Source organism: Myxococcales bacterium, from assembly GCA_016706225.1.
Classification (GTDB): domain Bacteria; phylum Myxococcota_A; class Polyangia; order Polyangiales; family Polyangiaceae; genus JADJKB01.
This window is the reverse complement of record JADJKB010000003.1, coordinates 820,039-845,512: the sequence shown is the minus strand read 5'-3', so window position 1 is coordinate 845,512 and position 25,474 is coordinate 820,039. Positions and strand designations below refer to the sequence as shown.

Genomic DNA, 25,474 nt, shown 5'->3' with positions numbered 1-25,474 from the left:
TGTCGTAGCTTACGCGACACTCCTTCGGTGTTGCGCAGAGCAGGCTTGGCTTCCGAGAAAACTGACGTCTGGCGGGAACTTTCTCCACGCCGTACTGTCGCGGGCGAGATGCCCGAGATCGAACCCGCGACGTTCCCGGACCTTTTGTACCCGTCACCCCAGCTGCGGATCGACTTCGAAAAGACTCGCCTCGCTCTGAGCCTCGCCTTCGCAGGCGGAGTCTCCGGGGGCCTGTTCGAAGAGACACTCGCCAGCGCAACGCTCGAGCCTTCGAGCTGGGAGCCGACTGCGTTCGAGAACGACCTGTTTCTGCGCCGCTTCGTGGGTGGGTGTTTCAAAATCAGGGTTGGCCGCGAAGAGGGGCCGGTCGCCGGGAGCCACCTCGTTCGACTGCTCACCCATCCCCCGAGCGACGTGGCGACCGTGGAGCATCGCAGGGCCATCCTGGCCGAGCTCGACGCGTCACCCGAGCTCCGCGCACGACTCGAGGAGCTCTATCGAGCGCTGAGGCGCCTGCGGATATTGCTCGAGAACGCGTCCGGCGTGCGCAACTGGGACCCGAGCCGACGGCAGCTCGACATGCTCGTGATCGTCAAGGAGGTGTTCGACCTGATGGCGGGTGGGTTCGGCACGAGCCGCTCCGGCCTGTGTGCCTTGTCCGTATTTGGAGGTCGCATCGTGACGAGTGAGGCCTACCGCTCGCTCGCAGATCTGCTGCGGTACGATGACCGCCTGGCAACACTGAGCCTGAAGGTTGGGGTCGGTGCTGATGGACGCATTCGTGGCTTCGAGGTCATGTCAATCGCCGAGGATGCCGAGAATCCCTTCGTGAGCCCGCCCTGGCGCCGCTGGTTGGCCAAGCTGGAGCTCTTTGCGCGCGGGTACCGCTTCAGTGACGGCGAGGTGATGACCCGGTTGGTCGACGCGGTGTTCGTGGGACTCGAGTCCGACCTGGTCACGCTGCTGCAGCTGTTCGGAGATCTTGAGTTCTACCTCGGTGCCCTCGGCTTTGCCGATCAGTCGCGGGCGGCCGGCCTCGCGGTGTGTCTGCCCGAGCTCGTGGCGCCCGACGCCCCGCGCGCGCTCCACGACCTGTTCAACCCGCTGCTCTTGATGAGCGGCATCGAGCCGATTCCGTGTGAGCTCACGTCGAGTCGCCTGGCTACGACCGTGCTCGTGACCGGCCCCAACTCCGGCGGCAAGACTCGCCTGCTCCAGTCCGTCGGGCTCACGCAGTTGCTGGCCCAGGCAGGCTGTTTCATCCCAGCGCGCGCAGGCGCGGTCTCGCTCACGTCCGCTCTGGTCGTGTCGTTGATCCAGGAGACGCGGGCAGATCAGGCAGAGGGGCGGCTCGGCATGGAGCTGTTGCGCATCCGTGAGCTGTTCGAACGGCTGCCGCCGGGTGCCATGGTGCTGCTCGACGAGCTGTGTTCGGGGACGAACCCGTCCGAGGGCGAGGAGATCTTCGAGCTGGTGGTCGAGATGCTCAGCAAGCTCTCCCCGCAGGCCTTCATCACCACGCATTTTCTGACCTTCGCCGCCCGCCTCGAGCGAGAAAAGAAGATCCCCGACCTGACCTTCGTGCAGGTCGAGCTCGGCGCAGATCGGAGGGCCACGTATCAGTTCGTTCCCGGTGTGGCGACGACGTCGCTCGCGGGGCACGCCGCGGAGCGCCTCGGTGTCACCGGTGAGCAACTCTTGTCGTTGATCGAACGCAACGTGCAGCGCTTCGCCCTCAAACATCCACCTGAGCGCGGCTGAGGTCATGCCGACCCTGCTCGTCACCAAGAAGATGTCACCCGAGCTCGCGGCCCGGGTGCAAGCAAGCGTCGCAGGTCGGCGTGCGGCGCCGGGCGCGAGGCTGGTGCCGCGTGCGATCTCCCTGTTCCGCATCGGCGCGCTGAGCGTGACCGTGGTCTCGCTGGCGTGGCTCGGCTGGTCACTGCACCGCGCGAGTCGAGCGCTCGAGGCCCGGCGCGCGGCGCTGCTCGAGCGGATCGCGAAAGAGTCCGCGGACCTCGGCCCGGACGAGATCGACGCGGCCCCCCGAGTCCTGCCCTGGCTGCCGGTCTTCTCCGGGGTCTACGCGGGTGATTCCATCGCGGAAGAGCTGCGCCCCGCGGGGGCCTTTGCGGCCACTCTGGCCAAACCCACGCTCTACCTGCGCGGCACGCTCTCCGGCGTCGCGGGCCGGGTCGACGAGTGCGCCAGCAGCTCATTCAAGGACGCGTTCGTCTTGTGTCTGAGCTCACCTCCGAGCTCTCGAACCGAGAAAGATCTGAAGGCCAAGGCGCGCACTGCGCTCGGCGGTCGCGGGGAGGGAATGCTCCCCATCGCCCATGTCGAACGCCTGGCCGATGCCCTGGTCGGCCTGCCGTACTTGAGCCCCGCTTGGAAAAAGAAGGTGGAGTCGGCGCAGTCTCGGGACGGGCTCGAACGACTCAGTCGGGACTTCGACCGTGCCCCGCTTGCGCGCGCCAGGTCGGCTGCACGAGCGACGCTCTTGCTCGTCGTCGTCGACGAACCCAATCCCGAACCGGGCCCCACCGAGCTGGACGGTGAGCGGCCGCACGATGTCCGCGTCGGGCTCGTGGATCTGAGGCGCCGGAAGGTGCTGCTCAGTCTGCGTCGGCGCGTCGACCCCAGCTGGATCTCCGTTGCAGCACGAGCGGAGTACGCGAGCGGCATCGACAGTTGCGCGCTGGCACTCGACGTTCACGCTGCCGTGGCCGGTACACCGCAGGTGGCTGCCGGCGACTGACGCCGAGCGTGATGTTTGCGAACCGCGCGGCGTTCGGCTGCGTCAGCGCCCCTTCCGCCAGCGTCGCACACCGACCGCGGCGCCGAGGAGCCAGAGCCAGCCGTGTGCCGACGCGCGGGACGCGGGCTGGCGGCAGCCACACCCGCCATCGTCGCTGCCGCCGTCCTTCTTTCCGCCGCTCCCGCTGCCGGCAGCGCCACTTCCCGCCGTCGCGCCCGCTCCGCCTCCACCTGTTGCGGGCGAGGCGCCCGTTCCGCCGCTGCTCGCGCCGGCCGCTCCGCCTCCGCCCGTTCCACCCGAGCCGCCGCTGCTGCTGCCGCAGACCGCGTCGAGCTCCGCGCCCGGCGGCAGTTTGTCGCGGTACAGCGTCCACATCTCCGTGACCAACTTGCTGGACGTGCTGCCGCCGCCGTCGACGTCGCCCTTCATCCAGCGATCGACGTAGTCGAAGTAAGCGTCGTGGCTCCAGACTGCCTTGGCGTGCAGCATCAGCGTCGAGAGCGCCTGACCGACCCAGTACGCGCTCGTGCAGCAGTTGCGATAGTCTGGACAAGCGTCGACCAGTTCCGCGGGATCGCGGCAGTCTTTGGCGCCCCCGCCGCTGCAGCCGCTCTCGAAGTAACTGCCGTGGCCGCCGCCGCAGTCCCAGCCGAAGAGCGGTTTGCCGTTCTTGCCGACGTAGGTGTGGCCGTCCTCACCAAAGAACGAGTCATCGTAGTCTTGGCCAACCGCGAGCATGTCGCAGTCGTCGAGCAGCGCTGCCGCGAACACGACCGGCCACTTGCGTGCGTTGTGATGGCCGCCGTTGGCCGAGAACTTGCCACCCGCCTTGATCACCCCGTAGTTGTCGATGCCGAGCTGAACCATCGAGATCGTGAGCTCGTCCCGCTCGGGAGTGTCGAGCATCACATAGGCCGCCGCCTCACTCACGAAGGTCGAGTACTCGCGCCCGTAGCAGGCGTGGGCCCCGGCGCCGTTGTACCAGTTGTCCTCCGCACAGCTGTGCTGGATCGTCCACGAGCTCAGGTGGTCGATGCGCGGTCGCTCCGCCATCTTCAAGAGCTCGGCTCCGCTGGGTTTGCTCGGCGGTGCTGGCAACTTCGGAAGCAGCGACCACTGGAGCTTGGCGGAGTCGAGGTGCTGTTTGTACTTGCCGGCGTAGGCCGGGCGCAGCGCGCTCGATGGCAACGGCGCCGACACCGCGGTGAGCACGGCTTGAGACTGCAGACAGCCGACGTTCTGGAAGCTGCCCCCGTCCGGCTTGCTGGCGCTGGACACCAGCGATTCATCGACCTTCAACGTGTACGGGAACGCAACGTTGTCGTCGGTAGCGTACTGACCGCCGCGGTCGTCGTAACCCTGGCGGCCGCCCATGGGGTTGACGCTCGAGCCGTTGCGCGTGCCGGTCGGCGCGGGTGAGACGGACTGAATGACGACGGGGCCGACCACCCAGTAGTCGCCGCTGGCAAACTGCCCGGACTCGGTGGGTTTGTCGAACGTCCACGTGACGCCGTACTGGGTGATGGAGGTGACGGGTGCCGCCTGCGCCGGCCGAACGAAACAAGCCGCGGCGAGCAGGGCTGAGGCAAGGCATGTGGATTTCATGGGTCTCCCCCCCGACTTTTATCAGGGAGCGCCCGCCTTGCCCACGCCGCCGTCCGTGCGGTCGCATCGTGCAGGACGCCGGTGCAATCAGCGATGGTGATGGGCGGTCAGCGTCAGCGCTTTCGCCGGGAAGCGCGCCAGTGCAAGCTAGCGCGGGCGATGCAATCGATTCGCACGGCGGCTGCTGCGGGGGCGACGATCGGCCTGACCGGTTTTTTCTCCGGGGCGGTCGCCGTTGCCACCGTGTTCGGGGAGCATGCCCCCGATCGCTTGTTGAATGCGTGGTCGAACAGCGTGCTTTCGACCACGGGTATTCGCACCGTTTGTGAGGGTCTCGAGCACCTGCCGCAACGCACGTTCGTCATGGCGATGAATCATCAGAGCCATTTCGACGCTGTGGTGATGTTTCGATACTTGAAGCTGCACCTGCGCTTCGTGGCCAAAGCCGAGCTGCGTAAGGTACCCCTGTTTGGCTTTGCCCTGGCGCGCGCCGGCAACATCTTCGTCGAGCGAACCGGCTCGGCCACGGATCGAACGAAGCTGCACGAGGCCGTGCGGTCGGTGCAAGAGCGCGTGAGTGTCGCTTTTTTTGCCGAGGGCACCCGGTCCGAAGACGGTGTGCTCCGACCGTTCAAGAAGGGGGCGGCGGTCATGGCCATCGAGGCTCAGGTGCCGCTCGTTCCGGCCGCCATCGCGGGCACCCACCGGATCTTGAGAAAAGGATCGCTGCACGTCTTCGCGCACCCAGCGGCGTTCGTCATTGGACCGCCCATCTCGACCGCCGGGTTGACGGTCGACGACCGCGACGTACTGACGGACCGCGCGCACACCGAAGTCGCCAGGCTGCTCGCCCGAGGCGACGAGCTCGTGCAAGAGCTGGAGCGCTGACTCGCCGACGTTTGGTGGCTCGACCCCCGAGCCGGGGCGTGCTCCTTCACCGACGGCTTCCATTTCGCCGTGCTTCCGCGCAGAGTCCGTGCGGAATGCCACGTCGGTCCGGCTCTGGTCGCGGTGGGCTGCTGCCGCAGGCGAGTCGTGTCGTGCTGGCTCTCGCCGCGCTGCTGTTCATCGAGCGCTGCGCCCCTAGCGCTCCGCCACCTGCGACGGGTCGAGTCGAGCCCGACGTGCAGCTACCCGTAACCGACGTGGAGCAAGTCGACTCGGGGCCGGCTGCCGCAGTCGACGCAGGTCAGGACGTAGGCAGCGTGGACGTGGCGGTTGCCGTTACCCCCCTGGGCACGAGCTCCGAGCGCTTTCGGTGTGGGCTCGCGTCGTGTCAGGCCGCCAAGGAGACCTGCTGCCTCGCCGGGAATGAGGGCGTGTGTTTCGCGAGCTCACCGGACGACGCCCCCAAGGGGAAGGTCGGGTACTTGAAGACCCAGTTCGACGCGTGCAATGCCGCGAGTCTCCCCCACGGGTATTCACTGTCGGGCATCGAGCGCTGCGACGAGAGCATCGACTGCGCCAAGGGCGAAATCTGCTGCGACCAGTTCCTGTTTTCGGGAGCGACCATCAGTGAGTGCGTCGCGTCGAAACCCGCTGCGCCGACGCCCTGCGAATACGGTGAGCGCTGCATCGAGAGCGCGACCTGCCGGCTCGCGGGCACCTCCTGCGTCGAAGGCTACTGCCGCAAGCTGGTCGCCAAGTTGCGCTGCGACCAAGCCCCGTGTGCCGACGGGGAAGTCTGCTGCGGCAGCCCGCTGGGATGCCGAGCGTCGGCCGCGTGTGAGGGCTACCACCGGGTGCGGTGCAACACCGACGGGGACTGCGTAAAGGGTCAGCGGTGTTTCGTCAGCGGTTATGGCAGCGACTGCATCGCGCTGCTTCAAGACCCTCTCTCTCAGCAGCTGGTCTGCAGGCGCGATGCGGACTGCAAATTCCCTTGTCCAGGGGCTGGGGGCAAACTGGCGCGCTGTCTTCCCGCCGAAGTAACCTGGTTGAGAAGCTGCCAGTGTCCGTTCTCGTGAGCGAGGTCTGGCTGACAATTGGCTGCGCCGCGCTGGTCGCCGCCTGCGGCTCGTCTCGTAGCGCCGACCCGCCACCCCGGACGCTGACGGTCGAGATGCCCGCACTGCCCCCGGAGCCCGCCGACGACTCGGCAGCTGCGGAGCGGCGTTCGCGTCGCGCGGAGCTGGGTTTGAGCTGCGAGAAGAGCGACTCCCAAGACGCGCTGGCGAGTGGTCAAGCCGCCCGCAACCGCGGCACGCAGGCCATCCGCGACAAACGGTTCGACCAAGCTCTCTCCGCGTTTCGCGAAGCCTACTCCGCGACCTGTGCCAACGCGCCGCTGTTCCTGATGGCGGTCGCCCTCGAGCAACTCGGGGATCTCGACGCGGCGGCCGCGATAGTCGAGGAGTACCGCCGACTCGAGGGCTCAGAGATTGGCCAGCGCCGCGCCCGGAGTTATCTCGCGTGCATCCAACGTCGCAAGTCGGGGGCGCAAGTCGACTGCATCTCGGAAGAGCTGAGCAAACCGCCCTGACCGAATGGAGGCACTGCGAGGTGTCGCTGCGTTGTTCGCCGCGGCCGGCGTGGCGATCGGCATGGCGTGGAGTGGCTAGCCCTGATTGGCAGTCGTGCCGGACGGGATGGGAAAAGGGAAGCGCACGCCTGCGGTCGCGGCCGCGCCCGAACTCGACGTGTTCGAGAAGGTGCGCTCGGCGCCGATGCTCTCGGGGTTCAAGCGGGCCCAGGCACGGCAAGCCGTCGAGCACGTGCGACTGCGCGGGATCGAGCCTCGGGTCGAACCCCTGCTTCGCGCCGCGATCGCTGTGCTCACACCCTGAGACGGTCCGGGCACACCCCCAACGAGAGTTCCCAGCGGCGAGATTTCGCCCTAACTTCCCCGCGATGTCTGCTTCTCAGCGAATCGACGGCTCGACCGTGGTCGTCACCGGTGGCTGTGGTTTCATTGGCTCGCACCTGGTGGGCGCCCTCGCCCGCCGGGGAGCAAAACGCGTCGTGGTGATCGACAGCCTGCGCTACGGCAAGCGCGAGAACCTGCCTGCCGGCGTCGACGTAGAGGTCGTGCAACACGACCTCGGCTTTGGTGACGAAGCCGAGCTCGAGCGAGCCTGTGCTGGAGCCGACTATCTGTTTCACCTGGCTGCGGAGAAGCACAACCAATCCAAGGACGCGCCGACCCGCGTCTTGCGCGCCAACGTCGAAGGCACCGCCGCCCTGTTTCAAGCGGCGGGTCGTGCCGGAGTGAAGAAGGTCCTGCTCACGTCGTCGCTCTACGCCTACGGGCGCTTGGCTGGGCCGCCCATGGTCGAGAGTGAGACCCCCAATCCCAGCACCGTCTACGGGATCAGTAAGCTGACCGGCGAGCACTTGCTCTCGTTCTTTGCCAAGCAGCACGGTATGGACGCGGTCACGCTGCGCTACTTCTTCGTCTACGGACCCCGGCAATTTGCCGGCACCGGTTACAAGAGTGTGATCGTCAAGAGCTTCGAACACCTGCGCGCGGGTCGAGCACCGGTCATCTACGGTGATGGTCTGCAGGCGCTCGACTACGTGTACGTCGACGATGCGGTGGAGGCGACGCTGTGTGCGCTCGAGGCGCCCCTGTCGGGCGAGCTGTTCAACGTCGGGTCCGGCGTTGCGACCAGCGTCAAGGACCTGATCGAGCTGATGGTGCGGGTCTCGGGCCAGGCGAGGGTGCCCGAGAGCGCGCCCGCAGACTGGACGCACGGCTCGTCACGCGCCGGAAACGTCGACAAAATCGCCAAGCTGCTCGGGTGGAGGGCGACCACCAGCCTCGAGCAAGGGCTGGCTGCGACGCACGCTTGGCTGGCCGAGACTGGCTGAGTTGCGGGCCCGCTCGGCTGAGTTCTTGGCAGGTCGGGCCCGGCTCCGCTAAGCGAGGACGCTGTGAGGCTTCGTTTACTCGCCAGCGCCATCGGGCTCGTCGTGTTCGCCGCGTGCAACGGTGCGTCGCAGGCCAATCCGCCTGCGGCGAAGACGGAACAGGGCAAGCCGCTGGTTCAGCCACGGCGGGCAAAGCCGCGCCCCAAACCGGTTGCCAAAAAAACGCTGCCGACTCCGGTCGAGACAGCACCGACCGCGAGCGGCGCGCCGGACGCGGCGGCGCCGAAGGCAGCGGCTCCAGCCGACATGCTGCCGGTCCCGGCAGGCACCTTCCAGATGGGTTCGGACGACGAGGGTGAACAGGACGAACACCCCGCGCACGCGGTGACGCTGAAGGAGTTCTTTCTCGACACCTACGAGGTGACGAACGGCCAGTATCTCGAGTGTGTGAACGCCAAGCTCTGCCAACCCTGGAAGGCGGACGCTGCCAAGGCCATGAAGTACGGGTCGGAGCGGGAGTTTCGCGGAGCCAAGAAACCCGTGGTCGGCGTCTCGTGGAACGACGCCAAGACCTACTGTGAGTGGCGCAACAAACGGCTGCCGACCGAGGCGGAGTGGGAGCGCGCGGCGCGAGGGGACGACGGCCGCAAGTATCCGTGGGGTAACGCCTTCCCCGATCCCAAAAAACACGGGTGCTTTCAGGGCTGCCAGGGCGGCGCGACCGCCGAAGTCGGCTCATTTCCCGACGACAAAGGCCCATACGGACACCACGATCTAGCTGGAAACGTCTGGGAGTGGAGCGCCGACCACTACGATCCCTACGCCTACAAACGCGCGACAGCGGCGCAGGGGGTGCCGGGCTCATGTGAAGAGATCACCGCGGCGCAAGACGAGCTCCGGAAGAAGAAGCTCGAGGGCTACACCGGCAGCAATCCCATTCCGGTCGAGTGTGAGCGCGTGCTCCGCGGCGGCGCGTTCAACTACCACGCGAAGGGGCTGCGTTCTTCCAATCGCGTGCACCACCCGGGCACGTGGCGCCTGCTCGTCGCCGGCTTCCGCTGTGCGAAAGACGCGTCCTGACGCTCAGCGTGAGGCAGTGAGCTGCGCATACAGCGCCGCGTAGTCCTTCGCCATCCGGTTCCGGTCGAAGTAGAGGGCGCGGGCTTGCCCGAGAGCCGCGCGTTCACGTCGGGCGTCGGCGCTCTTCGCGAGCTCCGTGATGGCGCGGCCCGCGGCGACAGGATCGTCCGGGCTGACGATCAGGCCAGCCCCGCCGGCGATCTCGTCGCTCTGGCTGTTTTTTGCGACGATCACCGGACAGCCGGCGGCCATGGCCTCGACCACGCTCAGGCCGAAACCCTCGAGTCGCGACAGGAACAGGTGGGCGACGGCGCGGCGAAACAGCGCCGGCATTTGCTCCTCGCTCACGAACCCGAGCAGACGCACGTGAGCGTCGACACCGTGGGCGCGCGCGGCGCTTCGGACCACCTGGACGTACTTGGGCCCGAGTGATCCCGCCCAGACCAGCTTCATGTCGACGGTCCGCCGCGCCGCAGCAAGGGCGGCCAGCATGCCATCGACGTTCTTCCGCCAGTCCGCACCTCCGGCGTAGAAGACGTAGAGTTCGTCCGCGACGCCGAGTGCTTGCAGCGTCTGAGTGTCGTTGCCGGCGTCGCTGCCGAAGGAAGCGAGATCGACGCCGTGAAGCACGATGTGGACACGCTCGGGCTGCACTCCGGCGATGGCGATGACGTCGTCGGCGGTGCGCTGCGAGATGGCAACAATCTGGTCCGCCGCCGCGTAGCGCACGCGGTCGCGTGACTTTCGCAGGAGGGCGCGCAGCGGGTTCTTCAGGTAGTGCTCGGGGTAACGCTGTTCGATCATGTCGTGGCAGGTGACCAGTCTCGGCACGGAGCAGCCAATCGGAGTGCCCAACGCCTCGGTGATGTGCAGCAGCGAAGCGCCCGCGCGCGCCGCTCCCCGCCCGAGCACGAGCCGGCGCGCGTAGGTCAGGCCGGCCTTGCGTGTGCCGCGCGCGGCGAACGCCGCGTCCGCGGCCGCCACCATGTCGCGATTGACGACGAAGCGTCCGCCGACGCCGATGTCCTCGATGGCTTCGATCCGGAGCGCGTCCTGCCAGACCTCATGCGTGGCGGCCAAGCCGAGCAAGAGGTCGCGCACGTAACGCCCGATGCCGCGAAACCCGCTGGCTGCTCGCAGCGGCGTCGCGTCGATCAGAACGAGCGGTCGGCGGTCGGACACCTCGGAGCGACCGAAGCTAGCACCAAGGGGTCGGCTCGACCGCGTCGGGAGCGGAGCCGCATCGGCACCGAGCACCACCCGCGCTGGAGGACCGGGTTCCGGGCACGAGCCCCCACATTGTCGGGAAATCCGGCGCAAGAGGAATGTGTAGCCCTGTGTAGTTATATATCCTACATTGGGTCCATGGCTCACCTGAACCGCATCGTCGCCTGCACCCTGATGACCCTCCTGGCCGCCGCTGCCTGTTCCAGCGCAGACACGCACGAGCCCAGCGGATCGAACGGCCGTCGCGCGCCGGATCTGCCCGGCATGGCGGGCGGCAAGGCCGACAGTTACGTGAACAGCGCGGCTCAAGAGTACGAGTTCACGGGCAGCGCACACATGGCAACGCCGGCGGGGCTCGACACGCTGGCGCCGGCGGATGCCGAAGTTGCGCTGAAGAAAGCGGCCGACTCGCGCCTCGGTCAGGTGGCAACGGCGATTCACGGCTACCTGCGTGACAAAGCGAAGGCCGCGAACTCCGAAATCCCGAACGAGCTTCCAGCGGAGATTGCCGCGGCGATCGCCGACAAGGACGAACAGACCAAACACCACATTCTCGAGAACTGGAAGACTCAGCAAGAGGTCTCGGCCGCCACCCGCTCGAGCAAGAAACACCTGGAGACGATCCGCCAGGACGTCGATGGTAGCTACCTGTTCGACTTCGACGTCGAGGGGTTACTCTCCCAGAAGCTCGCGAGCAAGATCTTCGCCGAGAGCAAGACGTTCGACGTCACCGTCAGCTCGTATCAGGCGCCGACGTCCGAGACCGTCAGCGTGATTGCCGCCAAGACACCATCGACCGATGGCTACCCGCGCTATGACGAGCTGTTCGCGGATGGCGTCTTCGACGTCGCCGTACACGTGGGCGGCGACTACAACAAGGAGGAAGTGCAGATCTGCTGCACCGACTCGGGGCAGGACAGCTGCCAGAAGTACGAGTGTGCGAACAGCTGTGAGCCCGTGGACGACGAGTGCTCGCGGCCGGCGCCCAGCGGTTGCACCAAGCAGAAACTCGGTGGGCGCGTCGATCGCTGGACCGCCGAAGAGCTGGTCAACACGCTGAAGACGCAGGGTTTTGCCCACGAAGCGCAGACCTACCAGGACCTGAAGATCGACTCTCCGCCCTTCACGAAGACCGTGGACTTTGCCGGCAAGTCGCTCGAGGTGCGGGTCAAGATCGTGTTTCCCGAGATCGTTGCCTGCGGCAAGGAGAGCGAGCTGGTCGAGTCCATGAAAGAGAGCCTGGCGACCAAGGAGCTGATCATCTACGCCGGGCACGCCGGTCCCGGTGCCGGCTACGTGCTCGACTATCAGCCCCGCACCGAGCTCGACGACAGCGTCTGGGCCACGCTGCCCATGCCCAGCCATTACCAGGTGCTCGCCATGTACGGCTGTGAGACCTACTCGACCTATGCCGACGCGATGTTCGCCAGCCCGGCGAAGAACGACGCGAACCTCGACGTAGTGACCACGGTTGCGACCATGTGGACGAACATGGGATTGCCCGGCACGACGACGCTGATGTTCGGCATGTTGATGCAAGAGCAAGAGACGAAGCGCCATTTGCCCGTCAGCTGGCTCAACCTTCTGTCTTGGCTGAACTTGCAGGAGCAAAACGCACACACCCACTACGGCGTGCACGGCGTCGACTCGAGTCCGAAGATGAGCCCCTGGGTCAAGACCACGGATCTGTGCGCTAGCTGCGAGAAGGACGCAGACTGCGCGGGGGGTGGCAACTTCTGCCTGGGCTTCCCCGACGGAACTCGCGGTTGTGGTGCGGTGTGCACCGACAGCGCGGGCTGCGGTGACAAATCCAGCTGCATCGCGATCCCTGGTCTCGAGAACAGCGTGATCCCTAAGATGTGCGTGCCGAACAGCGTGACCTGCCAGTAGGCGCGGGGGTCGAGGTGCCCACGCTCGCTACTATGCCGGCTCGACATCCGTCATGAAGGTGAGGCGTCGGCTTCGCCGTCGAGCTCTGCTTCCGACTCGGTCACGCCGAGCGCCTCGCGCAGGAAGTCCCTCAGCTCGAACATCTGCGGCGCGCTCAAGCCTTGACCCACGAAGGCCGCGCCAAAGGTCAAAAGAGCGACGATGGCCGTGCCGGGAGCTATCCACAGCCCCCAGAGCTCGGTCTCCATCATCCACTGCGCGGTAGCGAGGATCAGGGCGCCGAAGGTGGCCATGCTGGCGATTGCGCAGGCGCCCACGTACAGGGTCCAGACGTGAGGATGGGGCGCGAACCTCGCCTTCAGGTGCGAGCCACCGTCGGCGGCTTCGACGTCGACCAGGAGCTGTGGAGACCAGAGGTGGGTCGCGCGCCTGGGCACCGTCAGCTCGATGCGTCCAGGAAACGCCGAGCCGACGACGGTCTTGCTCTGGCGGAGTGCACGCTTCAGGCGCTCGATGACCACGGCTGGGCTGTGCTCCGAGCTCAGCTCGAAGCGAGGCCTTGTGCGCGGGCGCGTGTTCCCGCCGGCCTTTGCGCTGGGCGTCTCGGGCGTCATGGGTGTTGGCATCACGCTAATCCCTGGGATCCATCGAAGCGACGAGTTTCGTCGACGCGGACTTCGACGGCGATGCGATGCGGCGGTCGACTGGGTCGAGTCCGGACCGTGTCCGGGTCATGTCCGGAAGTAGCGCGCCGGACCCAGCGAAGTCCGCCGGATCAGCGCCCGGCTTCGCTGGCACGCGATGTGCTGGGCACAGTCGAGATGCGGCTCTCGGTTCGCGCGTGCATTGCCGTCATGCTCACCCACGGCATTGCTCTGGCCGAACCCTCGGCTTTGCGACCCAGCGCGAAGCTCGACATCGACCGGGTAGCCCTGGCGACGACGCTCCGCTCTCTCGAGGCCGAGCGGCAATACTCCACGCTCCTCGCCGTCGGAACGCTCGATGCCGTGGCGCAGGCGCAGGCCCGAGCCCGAGAGGGGGCGCGCGACAACACGAAGCCCCGCTTCACTCCGTCGCTCCGCTTCGCCCGCGGAGGAGTGCGAGCCGTGTTTGTCGCGCTCTTCTGAGCGCGGCCCCGCCGGCGTCGGCGTCGGCCGCGATCGGGCGCGTGCCGAACACGCTATCGTGGGAGCAATGAGGCTCTGGATCGCGCTGCTCGGATGCACCCTGCTGCTCTCCGTGACTCACCAATCGTCGGCATCGTCCTGTGTTTCGTCCACCTTGGCGCAACGGCTTGCTCGCGCCGACGTGGTGTTCGTGGCTGAGGCAGGCGACATCGACCAGGACCTGGCGACCACGTTACAGGTCGAACGTGTGTACAAGGGTGTCGTTCCGCCGAGGGTCGTCGTGCACACGGACCGGAACAAGTACGCCATGCTCCCGCCCCCGTCGCGCTTCCTGGTCTTTGCGAGGATCCGCGCGAGCAGCGGGGACGCGGGCGAGCGCGAGCTGTACGTCGAGACCTGCGGCGGAAGTAAGGAGATCTCGGAAGCGGCTGGCGATCTCGCTCATCTAGGCAAGGGCGTGCCTCCCAGCCACAAGGCTGCGAAGATCCCGGAGGCCGCTGCGAAAATGACCGCGCCCGCCGGCGAGCAGGCAAATCCCGACGCGGGCGCCGATGCCATCTCGGGAGACGCGGATGGCGCCGACGAACCCGCACCCGTCAACTCGACGTCGACGGCCGACGCGAGTGGTGGCGCTGCGAGCGCTGCACCCGTCGCGCAGCCACCACCCGCACCACCGAACGCAGGCTGTGCAGGCTGTACGCTGGGTCGTTCATCACGCGAGACGCGGCCCGAGCTTGCATGGATGAGCGCCGCGCTCGCCAGCGGCGCACTCAGGCGTCGCGGCCGCCCGCGAGGCGCCTGCCGGTTTGCCAGCACCCGGTGAGGGTGTTACGAAAAGCCTCACGAAATTGCGGGCCGGACACACGAACACCTCCGACCGGCGATCAACCGGCGTGAGGAGGCCCGGGTATGTTGGATAGTCTCCAAGGCCAATTTCTGGGAAATACATGGGGCCGCTGGCTGCTTGCCTCGCTGGTCGGCCTGGTCACCGCATTCGCGGTGCGGGTGGTGCTGGCCTTCGTCGTGCGGCGGGTGCAGCGAGTCGCGGAGCACACCGCAATCGATTGGGACGACGTTGTCGTCGCCGGGCTCCGGAACACCAAGTGGTTCAGCTACCTCGCTGCTGGTTTCTACGCCGGCAGCGAGCTCCTGCATCTGAGCGAACGCCTGCTGCAGCGTGTCGACCGCATTGCGGGCGTGCTCTTGCTCCTGCAAATCGGTTTCTGGTTCCACGCGGGCATCAACGCCCGCGTCAAACGCTGGAAAGAGAACGTCGACACGACGCCGGAGCGCGCCACGGCGGCCTCCGCCATCGGGTTCATCGCCCGGCTTGCGCTCTGGGCTGCGCTGCTGCTCGCGGTGATGAGCACCCTGGGCATCCAGATCACCGCGTTGATCGCCGGGCTGGGCGTCGGCGGTGTCGCCGCCGCCCTGGCTGTGCAGACGCTGCTGGCGGACGTGATCGCGTCGCTGTCGATCTACTTCGACCGTCCGTTCGACATCGGGGAGTTCATCGCGACGCCGGATGGTATGGGAACGGTGCAGCGGATCTCGATGCGCTCGACTCGCCTTCGGGCCCTGGGCGGTGAAGAGCTGATCTTCTCCAATGGGCAGCTGCTCAAGCAGACCATCCGCAACTTCGGGCGCATGGCCGAGCGGCGCATCGTGTTCGAGGTCGGCGTCGAGTACGGCACACCGGTCGCAAAGCTGAAGCAGCTCCCCGAGATCCTCGGCGGCATCGTGGCCGAGGCCCCCGACGTGCGCCTCGACCGCGCCCATTTCAAAGCGTTCGGCGCCTACGCTTTGATCTTCGAGGTCGTGTATTACGTGCAGTCGCCGGATTTCAACGTCTACATGGATCGTCAGCAGCTCATCAACTTCGCCGTCGCCGAGCGCTTCGAGGCGCTCGGAGTGGCCATGGCGTTCCCAACCCAGACCCTCATGCTGCGCCAGGACGAAGCGCAGCCGCCAAAGGCGACAAAGTCGGCCTCGTCGCTCGGGGCCGGCGCGGCCTAGAGCGCCGATCAGGTTGAACGTCGCTTGTTTTCAGGGGCTTGCAAGGTGTTCGGCGCTCGCGCGCGGAGCGCGCACGGCCGAAGGCCGGGGGTTTGGGGCGCAGCCCCAACGTAAAGGTCCTAGAACACGAGCAGAGCAAGCTGATCGGTGTTCTAGGGGCGACCCTGCTTCAGGCGATCACGGCGTTGCTGCTCGACTCCAATCTGCGTGGAGCGTAGGTTGGTGGAGGTGGCGTTGTGGCTGGAAAAATTCCTTCGCGCCCAGACGACGTTTGCATCATAGGGGCCGGACCGGCCGGCGCCGTGCTGGCGTCGAAGCTCGCCGCGGCGGGTCTCTCGGTCACGCTGTTCGAGCACGGGCGGCGCTTCAGTGCCGAGGAGCGCCGGACGTTGCTCGACAACCGTCGACGGGGCTCCGAACCGAGCACGTTCAACCACACGCTGGGGGAGGCCGATCAGATCCCCTACACGGCGCTCGAAGCCTCGGGCTTCACCTATTTTCACAGCCGCGTGCCCGCCGTGGGTGGTTCGAGTTTGCACTGGTCTGCGCACTGCCCCCGGCCAACCCACAGTGATCTGGACGCGTTTCCTCTGAGCTACGCCGCGCTCGAGCCGTGGCTTGGCCTCGCAGAAGAGGAACTGGGTGTCGCCGGCGACGTGGATGATGGCGAGGCGCCACCGAGATCGAAACCGTTCCCGATGGCGGCGCACGCGCGCTCGTATTTCGAGCGTGAGATGCTGGACCCGGCGTGCAAAAAACTGGGCTGGGCCCTGACCTCGAACCCCGTTGCCATCGCCTCGAAACCGTACCGCGGGCGGGTCGCTTGCCAGGCGTGTCGGATGTGCGAGCTGTGTCCGTCGGGCGCCCGCTACTCGGCCGATACAGCGCACGTGGAGAGCTTCGAGAAGCTGCCGCATGCGCGCCTGTTTGCGGAGACGCGGGTTCGCCGGCTCACGCTCGGGGGTGATGGCCGAGCCAGCCATGCGGTCGTGGTCGATCGCAAGACGGGTGAGGTGAGCGAGGTCGCCGCGCGCACCTTCGTGATCGCGGCGGGCGGCGTAGAGAGCACTCGGCTGCTGCTGCTCACCCAGGCGGACTCGAAGAAGCCCACGCTCGATCAGCTCGGGAAAGGTTTTGCAGACAACGTGCTCGTGGCCGGGCAGCTCCTCTTGCCGAAGGACGTCGGGTATGGACTCGGTTTCACCACGACCGTGATCAATCACTTCCGGCATCACTTCGACAAGAAGAGGAGCGGAGCCTTCAAGCTCCAGGCGTACCCGCGCCTGGTCGATCGGAAGACCCTCGTCAACTGGCTCGTCCATCGAGGCAGGCTCGGACCCGACGCGGTGGGAGAGGCGGCGCGGCGTTGCGTGACCTTGGTCGCAATGGTCGAGAAAGAGCGGAACGGCAGCATCGATCTAGACCCAGGAAAGAAGGATGCGTTCGGCGACCGAGTGGCGCGCGTCGTGCTGCCGCTGTCGGCTCGGGATCAAACGACGATGGAACTCGCGGCGACTGCCATCGATCAACTCGGGGTCGCGCTGGGCGCGACGATGCTCGAGAACGGCCATCGCAACGGTCAGCTGCTGTGGGGTGCTCACCCGTTCGGGGCGGCGGCCATGGCCAAGACCGTGAAGGATGGAGTGTGTGATGCAAACCTGCGGGTGTTCGGCATGGACAACGTGTACGTGCTGGGTAGCGCGGCCTTCCCCGGTTTCGGTGCTACCAACCCGACGCTGACGATCGTTGCGCTCGCGCTGCGTCTGGCCGATCAGCTGGGGAAGAAACCATGAGGCTCTCGCGGCGAGGACTCCTGTCTGCGGGGGTAGTCGTGGTCGCGTGTCGCTCGCGCGAGAAGCAGACGCCCGAGGTCGAACGGGCTGCTGCGCCGACCGGCTCGCCGTTCTCGCGGCTGACGCGTGCGCTCGGGCCCTGGCCGCCCGACGCGCGTGCGGGGTTCGAGCTTGCCGAGAGCTTCGAGAAAGGCCATCCACCCGAACCCCCGAAAGGCCTGGATTTCGGCGGGCTCGCCGCGCGGTGTCTGGCCGAACGCCGCTCCCATGGCGGTATCGACGTCGGCAAGCTGTCGGAGCTCCAGCGCGAATTCGTCCTCGAGTTCGCCGCGGCGCTCTACCGAATTCCGGACGTATATGCGCTCCTCACCCACGCGCCGCCAGAGGGAAGCTGCGCGACCGATCTCCTGGCGTACACCAAGGCCCCGGATTGAAGGCCGTCAGCTCGCCGCCACGGGTTCCGGCTCCGCCTGGGGCAGCTCGCGCCTCTTCCACAGCGCGAAGATCGCCGGATACACGGTGAGCTCGAGCAAGAACGAAGTGACCAGCCCGCCGACCATCGGTGCAGCGATGCGTTTCATCACGTCCGCGCCGGTGCCCGTGCTCCAGAGCACTGGCACCAGGCCGATGAGCGTCGTCAGCACCGTCATCAGTTTGGGTCGAATGCGCTGGGCCGCGCCCTCGACGATGGCCTCCTGAAGATCAGCGAAGTTCTGCAGCTGACCGGCCTGCTTCCGACGTTTGTGGGCGAGGGTCAGGTAGAGCAGCATCACCACGCCGGTCTCCGCGTCCAGACCGGCCAGAGCGATCAGCCCGACCCAGACCGCCACCGACATGTGGTAGCCGAGCAGGTAGATCAGCCAGATGGCCCCGACCAGCGAGAACGGGACCGCCAGCATGACGATCACGGTCTCGACCACGGATTTGGTGTTCAAGTAGAGCAGGAAAAAAACCAACGCCAGGGTGATGGGCACAACGAGCGCCAGCTTCTCTTTTGCGCGTTCGAAGTACTTGAACTGCCCCGCCCATTCGAGGCGCTGTCCGGAGGGGACCTTCACTTCGCTGTCCACGGCGCGCTTGGCGTCGCCGACGTACTCGGCGATGGGTCGGTTGGCGATGTCGACGAACACGAATCCGACCAGCTTTCCGCCTTCACTTCTGAGCATGTCGGGGCCGGTCTTGAATTCGAGCTTGGCCACCTGTGAAAGCGGAATCTGTGCGCCTGTCGGTGTGGAAACGAGCACGCCTTGCAGGGTCTCCGGCGTGTCGCGGAACTCCCGTGCGTAGCGCACGTTGATCGGGTACCGCTCGCGCCCTTCGACCGTCTCGGACACGTTCATGCCGCCGATGCTGGACATGATCACGTCGTTCACGTCCTCCACCAAGAGCCCGTGGCGAGCCGCTTCGGCACGGTCGACGGTGAAGTCGGCGAAGAAACCGCCAGCGGCGCGCTCGGCGTAGGCGCTGCGGGTCCCGGGGACCTTGGCCACTGCGCGCTCGATCGCCACGGCGGTCTTCTCGATCTCCTGCACGCTGTCGCCGTAGACCTTGATGCCCAGCTGGCTGCGGATGCCGGTCGCCAGCATCTCCGTGCGGGTCTGGATCGGCATCCACCAGGCGTTCGGCATGCCCGGATACTGGAGTTTGTCGTCCATCTCCTTCACCAGGCCCTCCCAGGTGAGGCCGGGACGCCACTGCTCCTTGGGTTTGAGCAAGATGACGATCTCCGCCATCGAGAGCGGCGCAGGGTCTGTTGGCGTATCGGCGCGCCCGGCCTTGCCGAAGACACGGGTGACCTCGGGAAACGTGCGCAGTTGGCTGTCCATCGACTGCAGCACCTTCACGGCTTCCGACTCACTCATGCCCGGTGGCGAGGTGGGCATGTACAAGATGGAGCCTTCGTTCAGCGGCGGCATGAACTCACTCTCGATGCGTGACAGCGCGGGGATCGTGAGCGCCACGCTGAGCACCGCCCCGACAATCACGGTCCGCCGATACCGCACCACGAAGCGCACCACGGGGGAGTAGAGCGCGATCAACCAGCGGTTCAGCGGGTTCGCGCTCTCGCCCCGGATCTTTCCACGGATCAAGATGGCGGCCAGCGCAGGAGTGAGCGTCACCGCCAAGATCGCCGCGAAACCCATGGAGTAGGTCTTGGTGAACGCCAGGGGTTTGAACAAACGCCCCTCGGTGGCCTCCAGCGTGAAGACAGGCATGAACGAGACCGTGATCACCAGCAGCGAGAAGAAGATGCTGGGCCCGACCTCCTGCATGGCCTCGATGATCACGTCGACGCGGTCGCCGGGTCTGCCCTCCGCCTCCCAGTGCTCGAGCTTCTTGTGGATGTTCTCGATGATGATGATGGACGCATCCACCATGGCTCCGATGGCCACCGCGATGCCACCCAGCGACATGATGTTGATGGTCAGCCCCTGGTAGTACATGGGGATGAAGGCCAGCAGCACCCCGAGGGGCAAGGTCAAGATCGGGATCAGGGCGCTGCGCACGTGCAAAAGAAACAGAAAGATGATCACCGCCACGACGATCATCTCTTCGGCCAGCGTGTGTTTCAGAGTGCTGATCGAGGCTTCGATCAGCTCCGAGCGGTCGTAGGTGACCACCAGCTTCACGCCCTCGGGCAGGGCGGCCTCCAGCTCTTTCAGTCGCTGTTTGACCCGCGAGATCACGTCGAGCGCGTTCTCGCCGTAGCGCATCACGACGATCCCGCCGACGGCTTCGCCTTGACCATCGAGGTCGGCGACTCCACGTCGCATGTCCGGGCCGATGGACACCTCTCCGACGTCGCGCATGTACACGGGGGCGCCATCGGGGCGCACCTTCAGCGGGATCGTCTCCAGATCCTCCTTCTTTTTCACGTAGCCGCGCCCGCGCACCATCTGCTCGGTGCCGGCAATTTCGATCACCCGACCGCCGACGTCCTGGTTCGATGCCCGGACGCGTCGGATCACCTCGGCGACGCTGATGCCGTGACTGCGGAGTTTGTTGGGGTCCAGATTGACCTGGTACTGCTTGACCGACCCGCCGATCGAGGCGACCTCGGCCACGCCCGGAATGGCCTCGAGCGAGTAGCGCAGCGTCCAGTCCTGCAGACTCCTCAGCTCGGCGATGTCGTGTTTGCCGGATTGGTCCGTGAGGGCGTACTGGAACACCCAACCGACGCCGGTGGCGTCGGGCCCGATGGTGGGATTCACCGCGTCGGGAAGCTTGCCTTGGGCCGTATTCAGGTACTCGAGCACGCGGGAGCGCGCCCAGTACATGTCGGTGCCGTCTTCGAAGATGACGTAGACGAACGAGGCACCAAAGAACGACTGTCCCCGCACCGCCTTGACGTGCGGCGCGGAGAGGAGCGTGCTCGAAATGGGATAGGTGATCTGGTCCTCGACCAGGTCGGGGCTTCGTCCAGGCCAGTCGGTGTAGATGATCACCTGTACGTCGGAGAGATCTGGAATGGCGTCGAGCGGGCCGTTGCGCATGCCGTAGACGCCCCACAGCGCCATCACGCCGACGAAGAGCAGCGTCATGAAGCGGTTCCTCGCGCACAGGGCGATCACCTTCCCGACGAGACCGGAGCTTTCTGCAGAACCCAGGCCGCTCATCACCACATCTCCGTGGCGCTCTTCAGTCGGCTGTCCGCCGCGATCAGGAAGTTGCCGCTGGTCACCACCCGTTCCCCCGCCGTCAGCCCTTCGAGCACCTCGTAGAAGTCACCGGAGCGAATCCCGACCTTGATTTCCCGTGGTTTCAGCCGATCTTTCCCCACGTCCACGAACACGACCCGGCGCGGCCCCGAGTAGATGACCGCCGAGTCCGGGATGACCAGCTTCTCCCCGCGGCTGATGGTGAGCGCGACGTTTGCGTACATGTCGGGCTTGAGCTCGACGTCCTTGTTGGACAGCTCGATGCGCACCTTGCCTGTGCGGGTCGCCGGGTCGAGGTACGGGTAGACGAACGTGACCTTGCCGGCGAACTCCTTCTCCGGCAGGTAGGGCAGGGTGACCTTGGCCTCGTGCCCCACCGGCACCAGCGGGATCTCGGCTTCGTAGAGCTCGGCCTCGATCCAGACCTTGTCGAGGTTGGCGATGCGCAAGAGCCGCATTCCAGCCTCGACCGCCGAGCCATCGAACACGTTCTTTTCGACGATGAAGCCGCTGGCCGGAGAGGCGATCGGCACATAGCGCATCGGCTTGCCGTCCTTTTCGACCTTGTCGATGGTGCCCTTGGTTACGTCCCACAAACGGAGCCGCAGGCGCGCAGCGTCGACCAGCGTGTCGGAGCGCCCTCCGCTGCCGCCGTCGAGCCCCCGGCGGGTAGACAGTGCCAAGAGCAGCTCTTCCTGGGCGGCGTAGATCTCCGGGCTGTAGACCGTGAACAGCGTCTGTCCTCGCCGCACCTTCTTGCCGGTTGCGTTGGCGTAGAGGCTCCCGATGTAGCCCTTGAACTTGATCGTCACCTCGGAGAGCCGGGTCTCGTCGTAAGTGATGCGCCCAACGGTCTTCAGCTCACGTGAGACGACACGCTTCTCGACCAACGCCGTCTTGACGCCGATCAGCTGTCGCCGTGTTGCGTCGACTCGCACCGTGCCGGTCTTCAGTTCTTCCTGGGTGACCGAGACCAAATCCATGCCGCAAATCGGGCATTTGCCGGCGCTCGGTTGTTTGACCGATGGGTGCATGGGGCAGGTGTAAAACGCGATCTCACCCGGCGCGTGGTCGTCGTGCGCACTCTCGGTGGGTTCTTCCTTGGGCGCGACCCAGGTGCTCTCGGAGCCGCAGGTGAGCATCTTCTTCCCCATGTAGGGGTTCTCGAGGCGCTCGCCAGTTTGCAGCCACTTGTTGAATGCACCCGACACCATGGGGCACTCGTAGACGTGTCGTTCTTTTGCGAGCCGCGCGTCCGACGCAACGATCGACACCACCGCCTCGCTCAAACTGCTGAAACGGCTGCGAGCGGCATCGAGGCTCGTGGCCTTTCCGAGCTCGGAGGCCGCGTCCGCCGCGGCGACGAAGCGTTGTTTCACGTCTTCGGGCGCATCTCCGAGCCCCGAGTGACCCGCGTGCAGGGCGGCGGCCAGGCGGTTGCCGGGTGCCGAGAGCCCATCCGCCGTGTCCTGGGCCAGCAGATTGCGCAGCTCCTCGTAGGCCTCGAGCCCCGTGCGCAGGGATGCGAGGACCGGCTCGGAATAGGTCTGCTCGGGGAGCGCGGGCAGGCTCGGGCGAGCTGGCTTCTTGTCGGCTGAGGCTGAAGCAACGCTGCCGCTGGCGGCCGCGCCGTGACCCGACGCTGCGGAACCGCTTCCGCCCTTGGGTGAGAACCACGCAATCAGCGGGTGGCGGAAGATCAAACCCGCGACCAACACGAGGACCAACGCGAGCGCTGGAATCAGTTTGTGTTTGTGTCGTTCGAAGGCAGTCATTTTGCGCCTCCTTTCTGGACACCGGCGGGCAGGCGGCCGAGCGCGCGATCGAGCTGGGTGCGCCGCTTGGAGAGCTCAGCCGCGGCGGCGTGGCGCGAGAGCTGGATGTTGCGCAGGCTCTTTTCCGCCGAGATGACCTCGGAAAATCCGGTCTTGCCGCCGGTGAAATCGGCTCTCGCGGCAGCGACCTGGCTCTTGGCAGTGGGGATCAACCGCCCGTCGTACAGCTTCACGACGGCAATTCCCTCGATGACCCGGCGGCGCTCGATCTCGACCCGTGAGCGGATCATGTTCTCGATGTGCGAGGACTCGTGGCGCGACTCCGACGCCATCGCGCTGGCCTCGTCGACCATGCCGGCACGACTGCCACGCTGAATCGGGATCGGGGTCTCGAAGCCGACCATGAACTGATGTTCGATTTCGGCGAACATCGAGCTGTAGCTCGCCATCAACGTGACATCCGGGTAGTACTGTTTCTCGGCGTAGCGCACCCGGGCCTGGGCCGCGCGGGTCTTCGCGGCAAGCCTCTTCAGTTCGGGGCTCGACATCAGCGCCTCTCGCTGGAGCGCCGAGCTCGGCGGCGGAGCTGACAACGATACCCCGAGGTCGAGCGGAGGTGCGGGCAGCGCGCGCTCCGGCGGGCGGTGCAAGAGTGCGTTCAGCTCGGCCGTGACGACGTCCCGCCGCGAGCCAAGGCCGAGATCTTGTTCTTCGAGCATCGCGATTTCCACATCAGCCTGGAGCGGGTCGGAGAGTGATGCGCGCCCGACCGAGTACTGGATCTCGGCGGCGCTCCGCATCTCGTCGAGCAGGCGTCGGTGTTCCGCGTTGACCTCCAGGGAGCGATCGACCAGCCAGTACTCGTCGAACAGAAGCGAGGCTTCCATGGCAAAATCCAGCTCCGTCAGCTTGATTTCTTGGCCGCTTGCGTCGGCTGCTCGCTCTTCGGCGTCCGACAAGCTCGAGAGCTTGCCCGGCCAGGGAAAGCGCTGGCTCACGCGCACCGTCTGACCAAAACGCATGCCCGAGAAGATGCTGAGCGGCGCGAACTCGTAACCCAGCATTGGGTCGTCGAGGGTGTCGGCCTGTCGGCGTTTGCTGCGCGCTGCGCGCCAGGCGGCACGCCGCGCTTCGATGTCCGGATTCATCGTGAGCACGGCGCGTACGAGCTGCGCTCGATCCAGTCGGGCACCGATGTCTTGACCGGGGGCCGCGGGTCTCCGCTCCGCCGATAAAGGGGAGCCCGCGGCGGCGGGAGCTGCGCGCGGACCCTCGCCAGACGGCGCGTCGGCGGTCAAGCTTCGCGCTGCGTGACCGTCCGTACCCTCGGCGGTGTCCGCAGGGCGGGCAGGAACACAACCAACAGCCAGGATGACCGCGCTGTGAAGGAGCAGGTGCCGGTGCTCGGCGAGCCTTCGAAACAGATGAATGCGCATGAACCAATCTCCGCGTCACGTGGACGAGCGCGGACAACCCGGCGCTCGTCGTCCAGCGAGGCGCGCAATTGCGCCTCGCGCGAACGAGACACGGGAGGTTCAGCTCAAGATGGCGCAGTTCAGCAGATACAGCGGCGGCCCAAGCGGTGGCGGGGCGCGCGCGCGGGCAGCGATGCGTTCGGACTCGGCGAAGGCAAGCCCACGGTGAACGATGCTGGGCAGCTGCTCGAGCAAGGCAGCCGCCGGCACGTCGGAAGCGATGTCGGTCGTGGTGGCCGCTGCCTTGTCAGCGTGGCTCACGACCTGAGTGCAGCAGGGTGCGCGGTCGATGGCCGGCGCGTGGCACTCTTTCTCCTGGTTCTTTTCCTGAGCGCGGTGGCAGCAACAGGTCTTACCAACCCGTCCGCTCATGTTGCAGATGCTGAGCACGCGCGCGAACGCCGTGACCGGGACCAAGAGGCCCGCCACGAGCATCATCACCAGAACGTGCAAGCGGAGCTGCTTCACTCTGGGGAAAAGGTAGCGCCGGCGTGGCTCGCTGTCACCCGGGCGGCCTGATCGGAGTCAGGATTCGACCCAGGATTGCGGCGCGTACGCGGGAAAGCGCGCGCTTCAGTAAGCCGTGTATGCTCGGCACCGGTGCTGATTTCGGTGCAAAATCTGCTGGATCGCGCGCGGCACCCACGCGGGCGCGCGGATGCCTTGCGGAGCCTCCGCGAGCGCCTCGCGTCGATGCCGGAACGGGCGAGCACCGCGCCCGAGATGATCGCGCTGGCGAGGGAGCTGCGGGAGCTGCGCGCGGAGCTGGTCTCCACGCTTGGAGCCGTGCGCTCTTGTTCGGGGTGCGCCATCGGGCACCCGGAGCCGTTCGGTCATTGGCCTGGCGGGCACTGCTGCGGCGGTCGGACCGAAGACCTGTTCACGGACGACGATCTGGCCGCGCTGAAGCTCTCGGGTACGACCCCGTCGCAGTTTCGTGCCCCGAGCTCCGACTTTGCGGGTTGCGCCTTCCGCGGCCCGAGCGGTTGCTCCTTGGATCCGGGTGACCGTCCCAATCTGTGTGTGCGCTTCATTTGTCGCACGCTGGAGGTCGAGCTCAGAGAGCGAGGGGACCTGCGAGAAGTTCGGCAGCTCGAGCGCCGACTGGAGCAGGTATTCGAGCGGTTTTCGGCGCTCCGGTCAGCGGAACTGGAGGCGCTGCCGGAAGAGTGGCGCGAGCTCGGGGCGGTCTAGAGAAGTCCGAGCGCCGCTGGCTGCGTGGGCCGGCGCGTAACCCCCGCACAGGCTGCGGCGTA

The 25,474-nt window shown here is 66.4% G+C and carries 22 protein-coding genes; 15 read left to right on the top strand and 7 right to left on the bottom strand.

Translation table 11 applies throughout. The features are described 5' to 3' along the window. The first annotated feature begins 108 nt into the window (after window positions 1–108). On the top strand, window positions 109–1,761 hold the full coding sequence (locus IPI67_05355) for a DNA mismatch repair protein (GenBank protein MBK7579618.1): 1,653 nt from the start codon (window positions 109–111) through the stop codon (window positions 1,759–1,761). A gap of 4 nt (window positions 1,762–1,765) precedes the next feature. Continuing rightward, window positions 1,766–2,761, top strand: coding sequence for a hypothetical protein (locus IPI67_05350; GenBank protein ID MBK7579617.1), 996 nt, complete (start codon window positions 1,766–1,768; stop codon window positions 2,759–2,761). Window positions 2,762–2,803: 42 nt separating this feature from the next. Here the strand turns inward: IPI67_05350 and IPI67_05345 are convergent, their stop codons facing one another. Next, window positions 2,804–4,366, bottom strand: coding sequence for a hypothetical protein (locus tag IPI67_05345; GenBank protein ID MBK7579616.1), 1,563 nt, complete (start codon window positions 4,364–4,366; stop codon window positions 2,804–2,806). 159 nt (window positions 4,367–4,525) lie between these two features. On the opposite strand from IPI67_05345, the gene IPI67_05340 reads away from it, so the two are divergent. The 6 genes from IPI67_05340 to IPI67_05315 all read left to right on the top strand — a co-directional run bounded on the left by IPI67_05340 (window position 4,526) and on the right by IPI67_05315 (window position 9,256). Continuing rightward, a complete protein-coding gene (locus IPI67_05340) occupies window positions 4,526–5,254 on the top strand; it encodes a 1-acyl-sn-glycerol-3-phosphate acyltransferase (protein ID MBK7579615.1) in 729 nt (242 codons plus the stop codon). 95 nt (window positions 5,255–5,349) lie between these two features. Continuing rightward, window positions 5,350–6,333 (top strand): hypothetical protein, encoded by a 984-nt coding sequence (locus IPI67_05335; protein MBK7579614.1) that lies wholly within the window; start codon window positions 5,350–5,352, stop codon window positions 6,331–6,333. Then, the gene (locus IPI67_05330; protein MBK7579613.1) at window positions 6,318–6,848 is read left to right on the top strand and encodes a hypothetical protein; all 531 of its coding nucleotides are present in this window, start codon (window positions 6,318–6,320) and stop codon (window positions 6,846–6,848) included. Before IPI67_05335 ends, IPI67_05330 begins: the two co-directional genes overlap by 16 nt. Window positions 6,849–6,954: 106 nt before the next feature. Then, window positions 6,955–7,152: a hypothetical protein gene (locus tag IPI67_05325; protein ID MBK7579612.1), complete on the top strand. Its 198-nt coding sequence runs from the start codon at window positions 6,955–6,957 to the stop codon at window positions 7,150–7,152. Between the two features lie 64 nt (window positions 7,153–7,216). Beyond that, on the top strand, window positions 7,217–8,176 hold the full coding sequence (locus tag IPI67_05320; protein MBK7579611.1) for an NAD-dependent epimerase/dehydratase family protein: 960 nt from the start codon (window positions 7,217–7,219) through the stop codon (window positions 8,174–8,176). Between the two features lie 63 nt (window positions 8,177–8,239). Continuing rightward, window positions 8,240–9,256 (top strand): SUMF1/EgtB/PvdO family nonheme iron enzyme, encoded by a 1,017-nt coding sequence (locus tag IPI67_05315; protein ID MBK7579610.1) that lies wholly within the window; start codon window positions 8,240–8,242, stop codon window positions 9,254–9,256. Window positions 9,257–9,259: 3 nt separating this feature from the next. Here IPI67_05315 and IPI67_05310 read toward each other — a convergent pair whose 3' ends face one another. Further along, complete coding sequence (locus IPI67_05310; GenBank protein ID MBK7579609.1) at window positions 9,260–10,438, bottom strand: glycosyltransferase family 4 protein; 1,179 nt, start codon at window positions 10,436–10,438, stop codon at window positions 9,260–9,262. A 183-nt stretch (window positions 10,439–10,621) separates the two neighbouring features. Between IPI67_05310 and IPI67_05305 the strand changes: the two genes are divergently transcribed. Then, window positions 10,622–12,373, top strand: a complete 1,752-nt coding sequence (locus IPI67_05305; protein ID MBK7579608.1) for a hypothetical protein — start codon at window positions 10,622–10,624, stop codon at window positions 12,371–12,373. Between the two features lie 50 nt (window positions 12,374–12,423). Here IPI67_05305 and IPI67_05300 read toward each other — a convergent pair whose 3' ends face one another. Further along, window positions 12,424–12,987, bottom strand: a complete 564-nt coding sequence (locus IPI67_05300) for a hypothetical protein (protein ID MBK7579607.1) — start codon at window positions 12,985–12,987, stop codon at window positions 12,424–12,426. A 207-nt stretch (window positions 12,988–13,194) separates the two neighbouring features. Between IPI67_05300 and IPI67_05295 the strand changes: the two genes are divergently transcribed. The 5 genes from IPI67_05295 (at window position 13,195) to IPI67_05275 (ending at window position 17,743) form a co-directional block, all read left to right on the top strand. Continuing rightward, window positions 13,195–13,500 carry a hypothetical protein gene (locus IPI67_05295; GenBank protein ID MBK7579606.1) on the top strand — a complete coding sequence of 102 codons (306 nt, stop codon included), beginning with the start codon at window positions 13,195–13,197 and terminating at the stop codon, window positions 13,498–13,500. 67 nt (window positions 13,501–13,567) lie between these two features. Beyond that, window positions 13,568–14,323 (top strand): hypothetical protein, encoded by a 756-nt coding sequence (locus IPI67_05290; protein MBK7579605.1) that lies wholly within the window; start codon window positions 13,568–13,570, stop codon window positions 14,321–14,323. Between the two features lie 86 nt (window positions 14,324–14,409). After that, the gene (locus tag IPI67_05285) at window positions 14,410–15,516 is read left to right on the top strand and encodes a mechanosensitive ion channel family protein (protein MBK7579604.1); all 1,107 of its coding nucleotides are present in this window, start codon (window positions 14,410–14,412) and stop codon (window positions 15,514–15,516) included. A 302-nt stretch (window positions 15,517–15,818) separates the two neighbouring features. Next, window positions 15,819–17,309 (top strand): GMC family oxidoreductase, encoded by a 1,491-nt coding sequence (locus IPI67_05280; GenBank protein MBK7579603.1) that lies wholly within the window; start codon window positions 15,819–15,821, stop codon window positions 17,307–17,309. Beyond that, window positions 17,306–17,743 (top strand): hypothetical protein, encoded by a 438-nt coding sequence (locus IPI67_05275; GenBank protein MBK7579602.1) that lies wholly within the window; start codon window positions 17,306–17,308, stop codon window positions 17,741–17,743. Before IPI67_05280 ends, IPI67_05275 begins: the two co-directional genes overlap by 4 nt. Before the next feature lie 6 nt (window positions 17,744–17,749). Here the strand turns inward: IPI67_05275 and IPI67_05270 are convergent, their stop codons facing one another. From IPI67_05270 to IPI67_05255, 4 genes are all read right to left on the bottom strand, one after another. Next, window positions 17,750–20,926, bottom strand: a complete 3,177-nt coding sequence (locus IPI67_05270; protein MBK7579601.1) for an efflux RND transporter permease subunit — start codon at window positions 20,924–20,926, stop codon at window positions 17,750–17,752. Further along, window positions 20,926–22,743 carry an efflux RND transporter periplasmic adaptor subunit gene (locus IPI67_05265; GenBank protein ID MBK7579600.1) on the bottom strand — a complete coding sequence of 606 codons (1,818 nt, stop codon included), beginning with the start codon at window positions 22,741–22,743 and terminating at the stop codon, window positions 20,926–20,928. Before IPI67_05265 ends, IPI67_05270 begins: the two co-directional genes overlap by 1 nt. After that, window positions 22,740–24,179 carry a TolC family protein gene (locus tag IPI67_05260; GenBank protein ID MBK7579599.1) on the bottom strand — a complete coding sequence of 480 codons (1,440 nt, stop codon included), beginning with the start codon at window positions 24,177–24,179 and terminating at the stop codon, window positions 22,740–22,742. The genes IPI67_05265 and IPI67_05260 overlap by 4 nt, the downstream gene beginning before the upstream one ends. A gap of 99 nt (window positions 24,180–24,278) precedes the next feature. Further along, window positions 24,279–24,686, bottom strand: coding sequence for a hypothetical protein (locus tag IPI67_05255; GenBank protein MBK7579598.1), 408 nt, complete (start codon window positions 24,684–24,686; stop codon window positions 24,279–24,281). 132 nt (window positions 24,687–24,818) lie between these two features. On the opposite strand from IPI67_05255, the gene IPI67_05250 reads away from it, so the two are divergent. Beyond that, the gene (locus IPI67_05250; protein MBK7579597.1) at window positions 24,819–25,412 is read left to right on the top strand and encodes a hypothetical protein; all 594 of its coding nucleotides are present in this window, start codon (window positions 24,819–24,821) and stop codon (window positions 25,410–25,412) included. Window positions 25,413–25,474 lie beyond the last annotated feature (62 nt).

What these genes read in the sequence shown, in the direction of transcription:
- IPI67_05355 (MBK7579618.1), top strand. Translation starts at nt 109, where the DNA reads ATGCCCGAGATCGAACCCGCGACGTTCCCGGACCTTTTGTACCCGTCA.
- IPI67_05350 (MBK7579617.1), top strand. Translation starts at nt 1,766, where the DNA reads ATGCCGACCCTGCTCGTCACCAAGAAGATGTCACCCGAGCTCGCGGCC.
- IPI67_05345 (MBK7579616.1), bottom strand. Translation starts at nt 4,366, where the DNA reads ATGAAATCCACATGCCTTGCCTCAGCCCTGCTCGCCGCGGCTTGTTTC.
- IPI67_05340 (MBK7579615.1), top strand. Translation starts at nt 4,526, where the DNA reads ATGCAATCGATTCGCACGGCGGCTGCTGCGGGGGCGACGATCGGCCTG.
- IPI67_05335 (MBK7579614.1), top strand. Translation starts at nt 5,350, where the DNA reads ATGCCACGTCGGTCCGGCTCTGGTCGCGGTGGGCTGCTGCCGCAGGCG.
- IPI67_05325 (MBK7579612.1), top strand. Translation starts at nt 6,955, where the DNA reads ATGGGAAAAGGGAAGCGCACGCCTGCGGTCGCGGCCGCGCCCGAACTC.
- IPI67_05320 (MBK7579611.1), top strand. Translation starts at nt 7,217, where the DNA reads ATGTCTGCTTCTCAGCGAATCGACGGCTCGACCGTGGTCGTCACCGGT.
- IPI67_05305 (MBK7579608.1), top strand. Translation starts at nt 10,622, where the DNA reads ATGGCTCACCTGAACCGCATCGTCGCCTGCACCCTGATGACCCTCCTG.
- IPI67_05300 (MBK7579607.1), bottom strand. Translation starts at nt 12,987, where the DNA reads ATGACGCCCGAGACGCCCAGCGCAAAGGCCGGCGGGAACACGCGCCCG.
- IPI67_05295 (MBK7579606.1), top strand. Translation starts at nt 13,195, where the DNA reads ATGCGGCTCTCGGTTCGCGCGTGCATTGCCGTCATGCTCACCCACGGC.
- IPI67_05290 (MBK7579605.1), top strand. Translation starts at nt 13,568, where the DNA reads ATGAGGCTCTGGATCGCGCTGCTCGGATGCACCCTGCTGCTCTCCGTG.
- IPI67_05285 (MBK7579604.1), top strand. Translation starts at nt 14,410, where the DNA reads ATGTTGGATAGTCTCCAAGGCCAATTTCTGGGAAATACATGGGGCCGC.
- IPI67_05275 (MBK7579602.1), top strand. Translation starts at nt 17,306, where the DNA reads ATGAGGCTCTCGCGGCGAGGACTCCTGTCTGCGGGGGTAGTCGTGGTC.
- IPI67_05270 (MBK7579601.1), bottom strand. Translation starts at nt 20,926, where the DNA reads ATGAGCGGCCTGGGTTCTGCAGAAAGCTCCGGTCTCGTCGGGAAGGTG.
- IPI67_05265 (MBK7579600.1), bottom strand. Translation starts at nt 22,743, where the DNA reads ATGACTGCCTTCGAACGACACAAACACAAACTGATTCCAGCGCTCGCG.
- IPI67_05260 (MBK7579599.1), bottom strand. Translation starts at nt 24,179, where the DNA reads ATGCGCATTCATCTGTTTCGAAGGCTCGCCGAGCACCGGCACCTGCTC.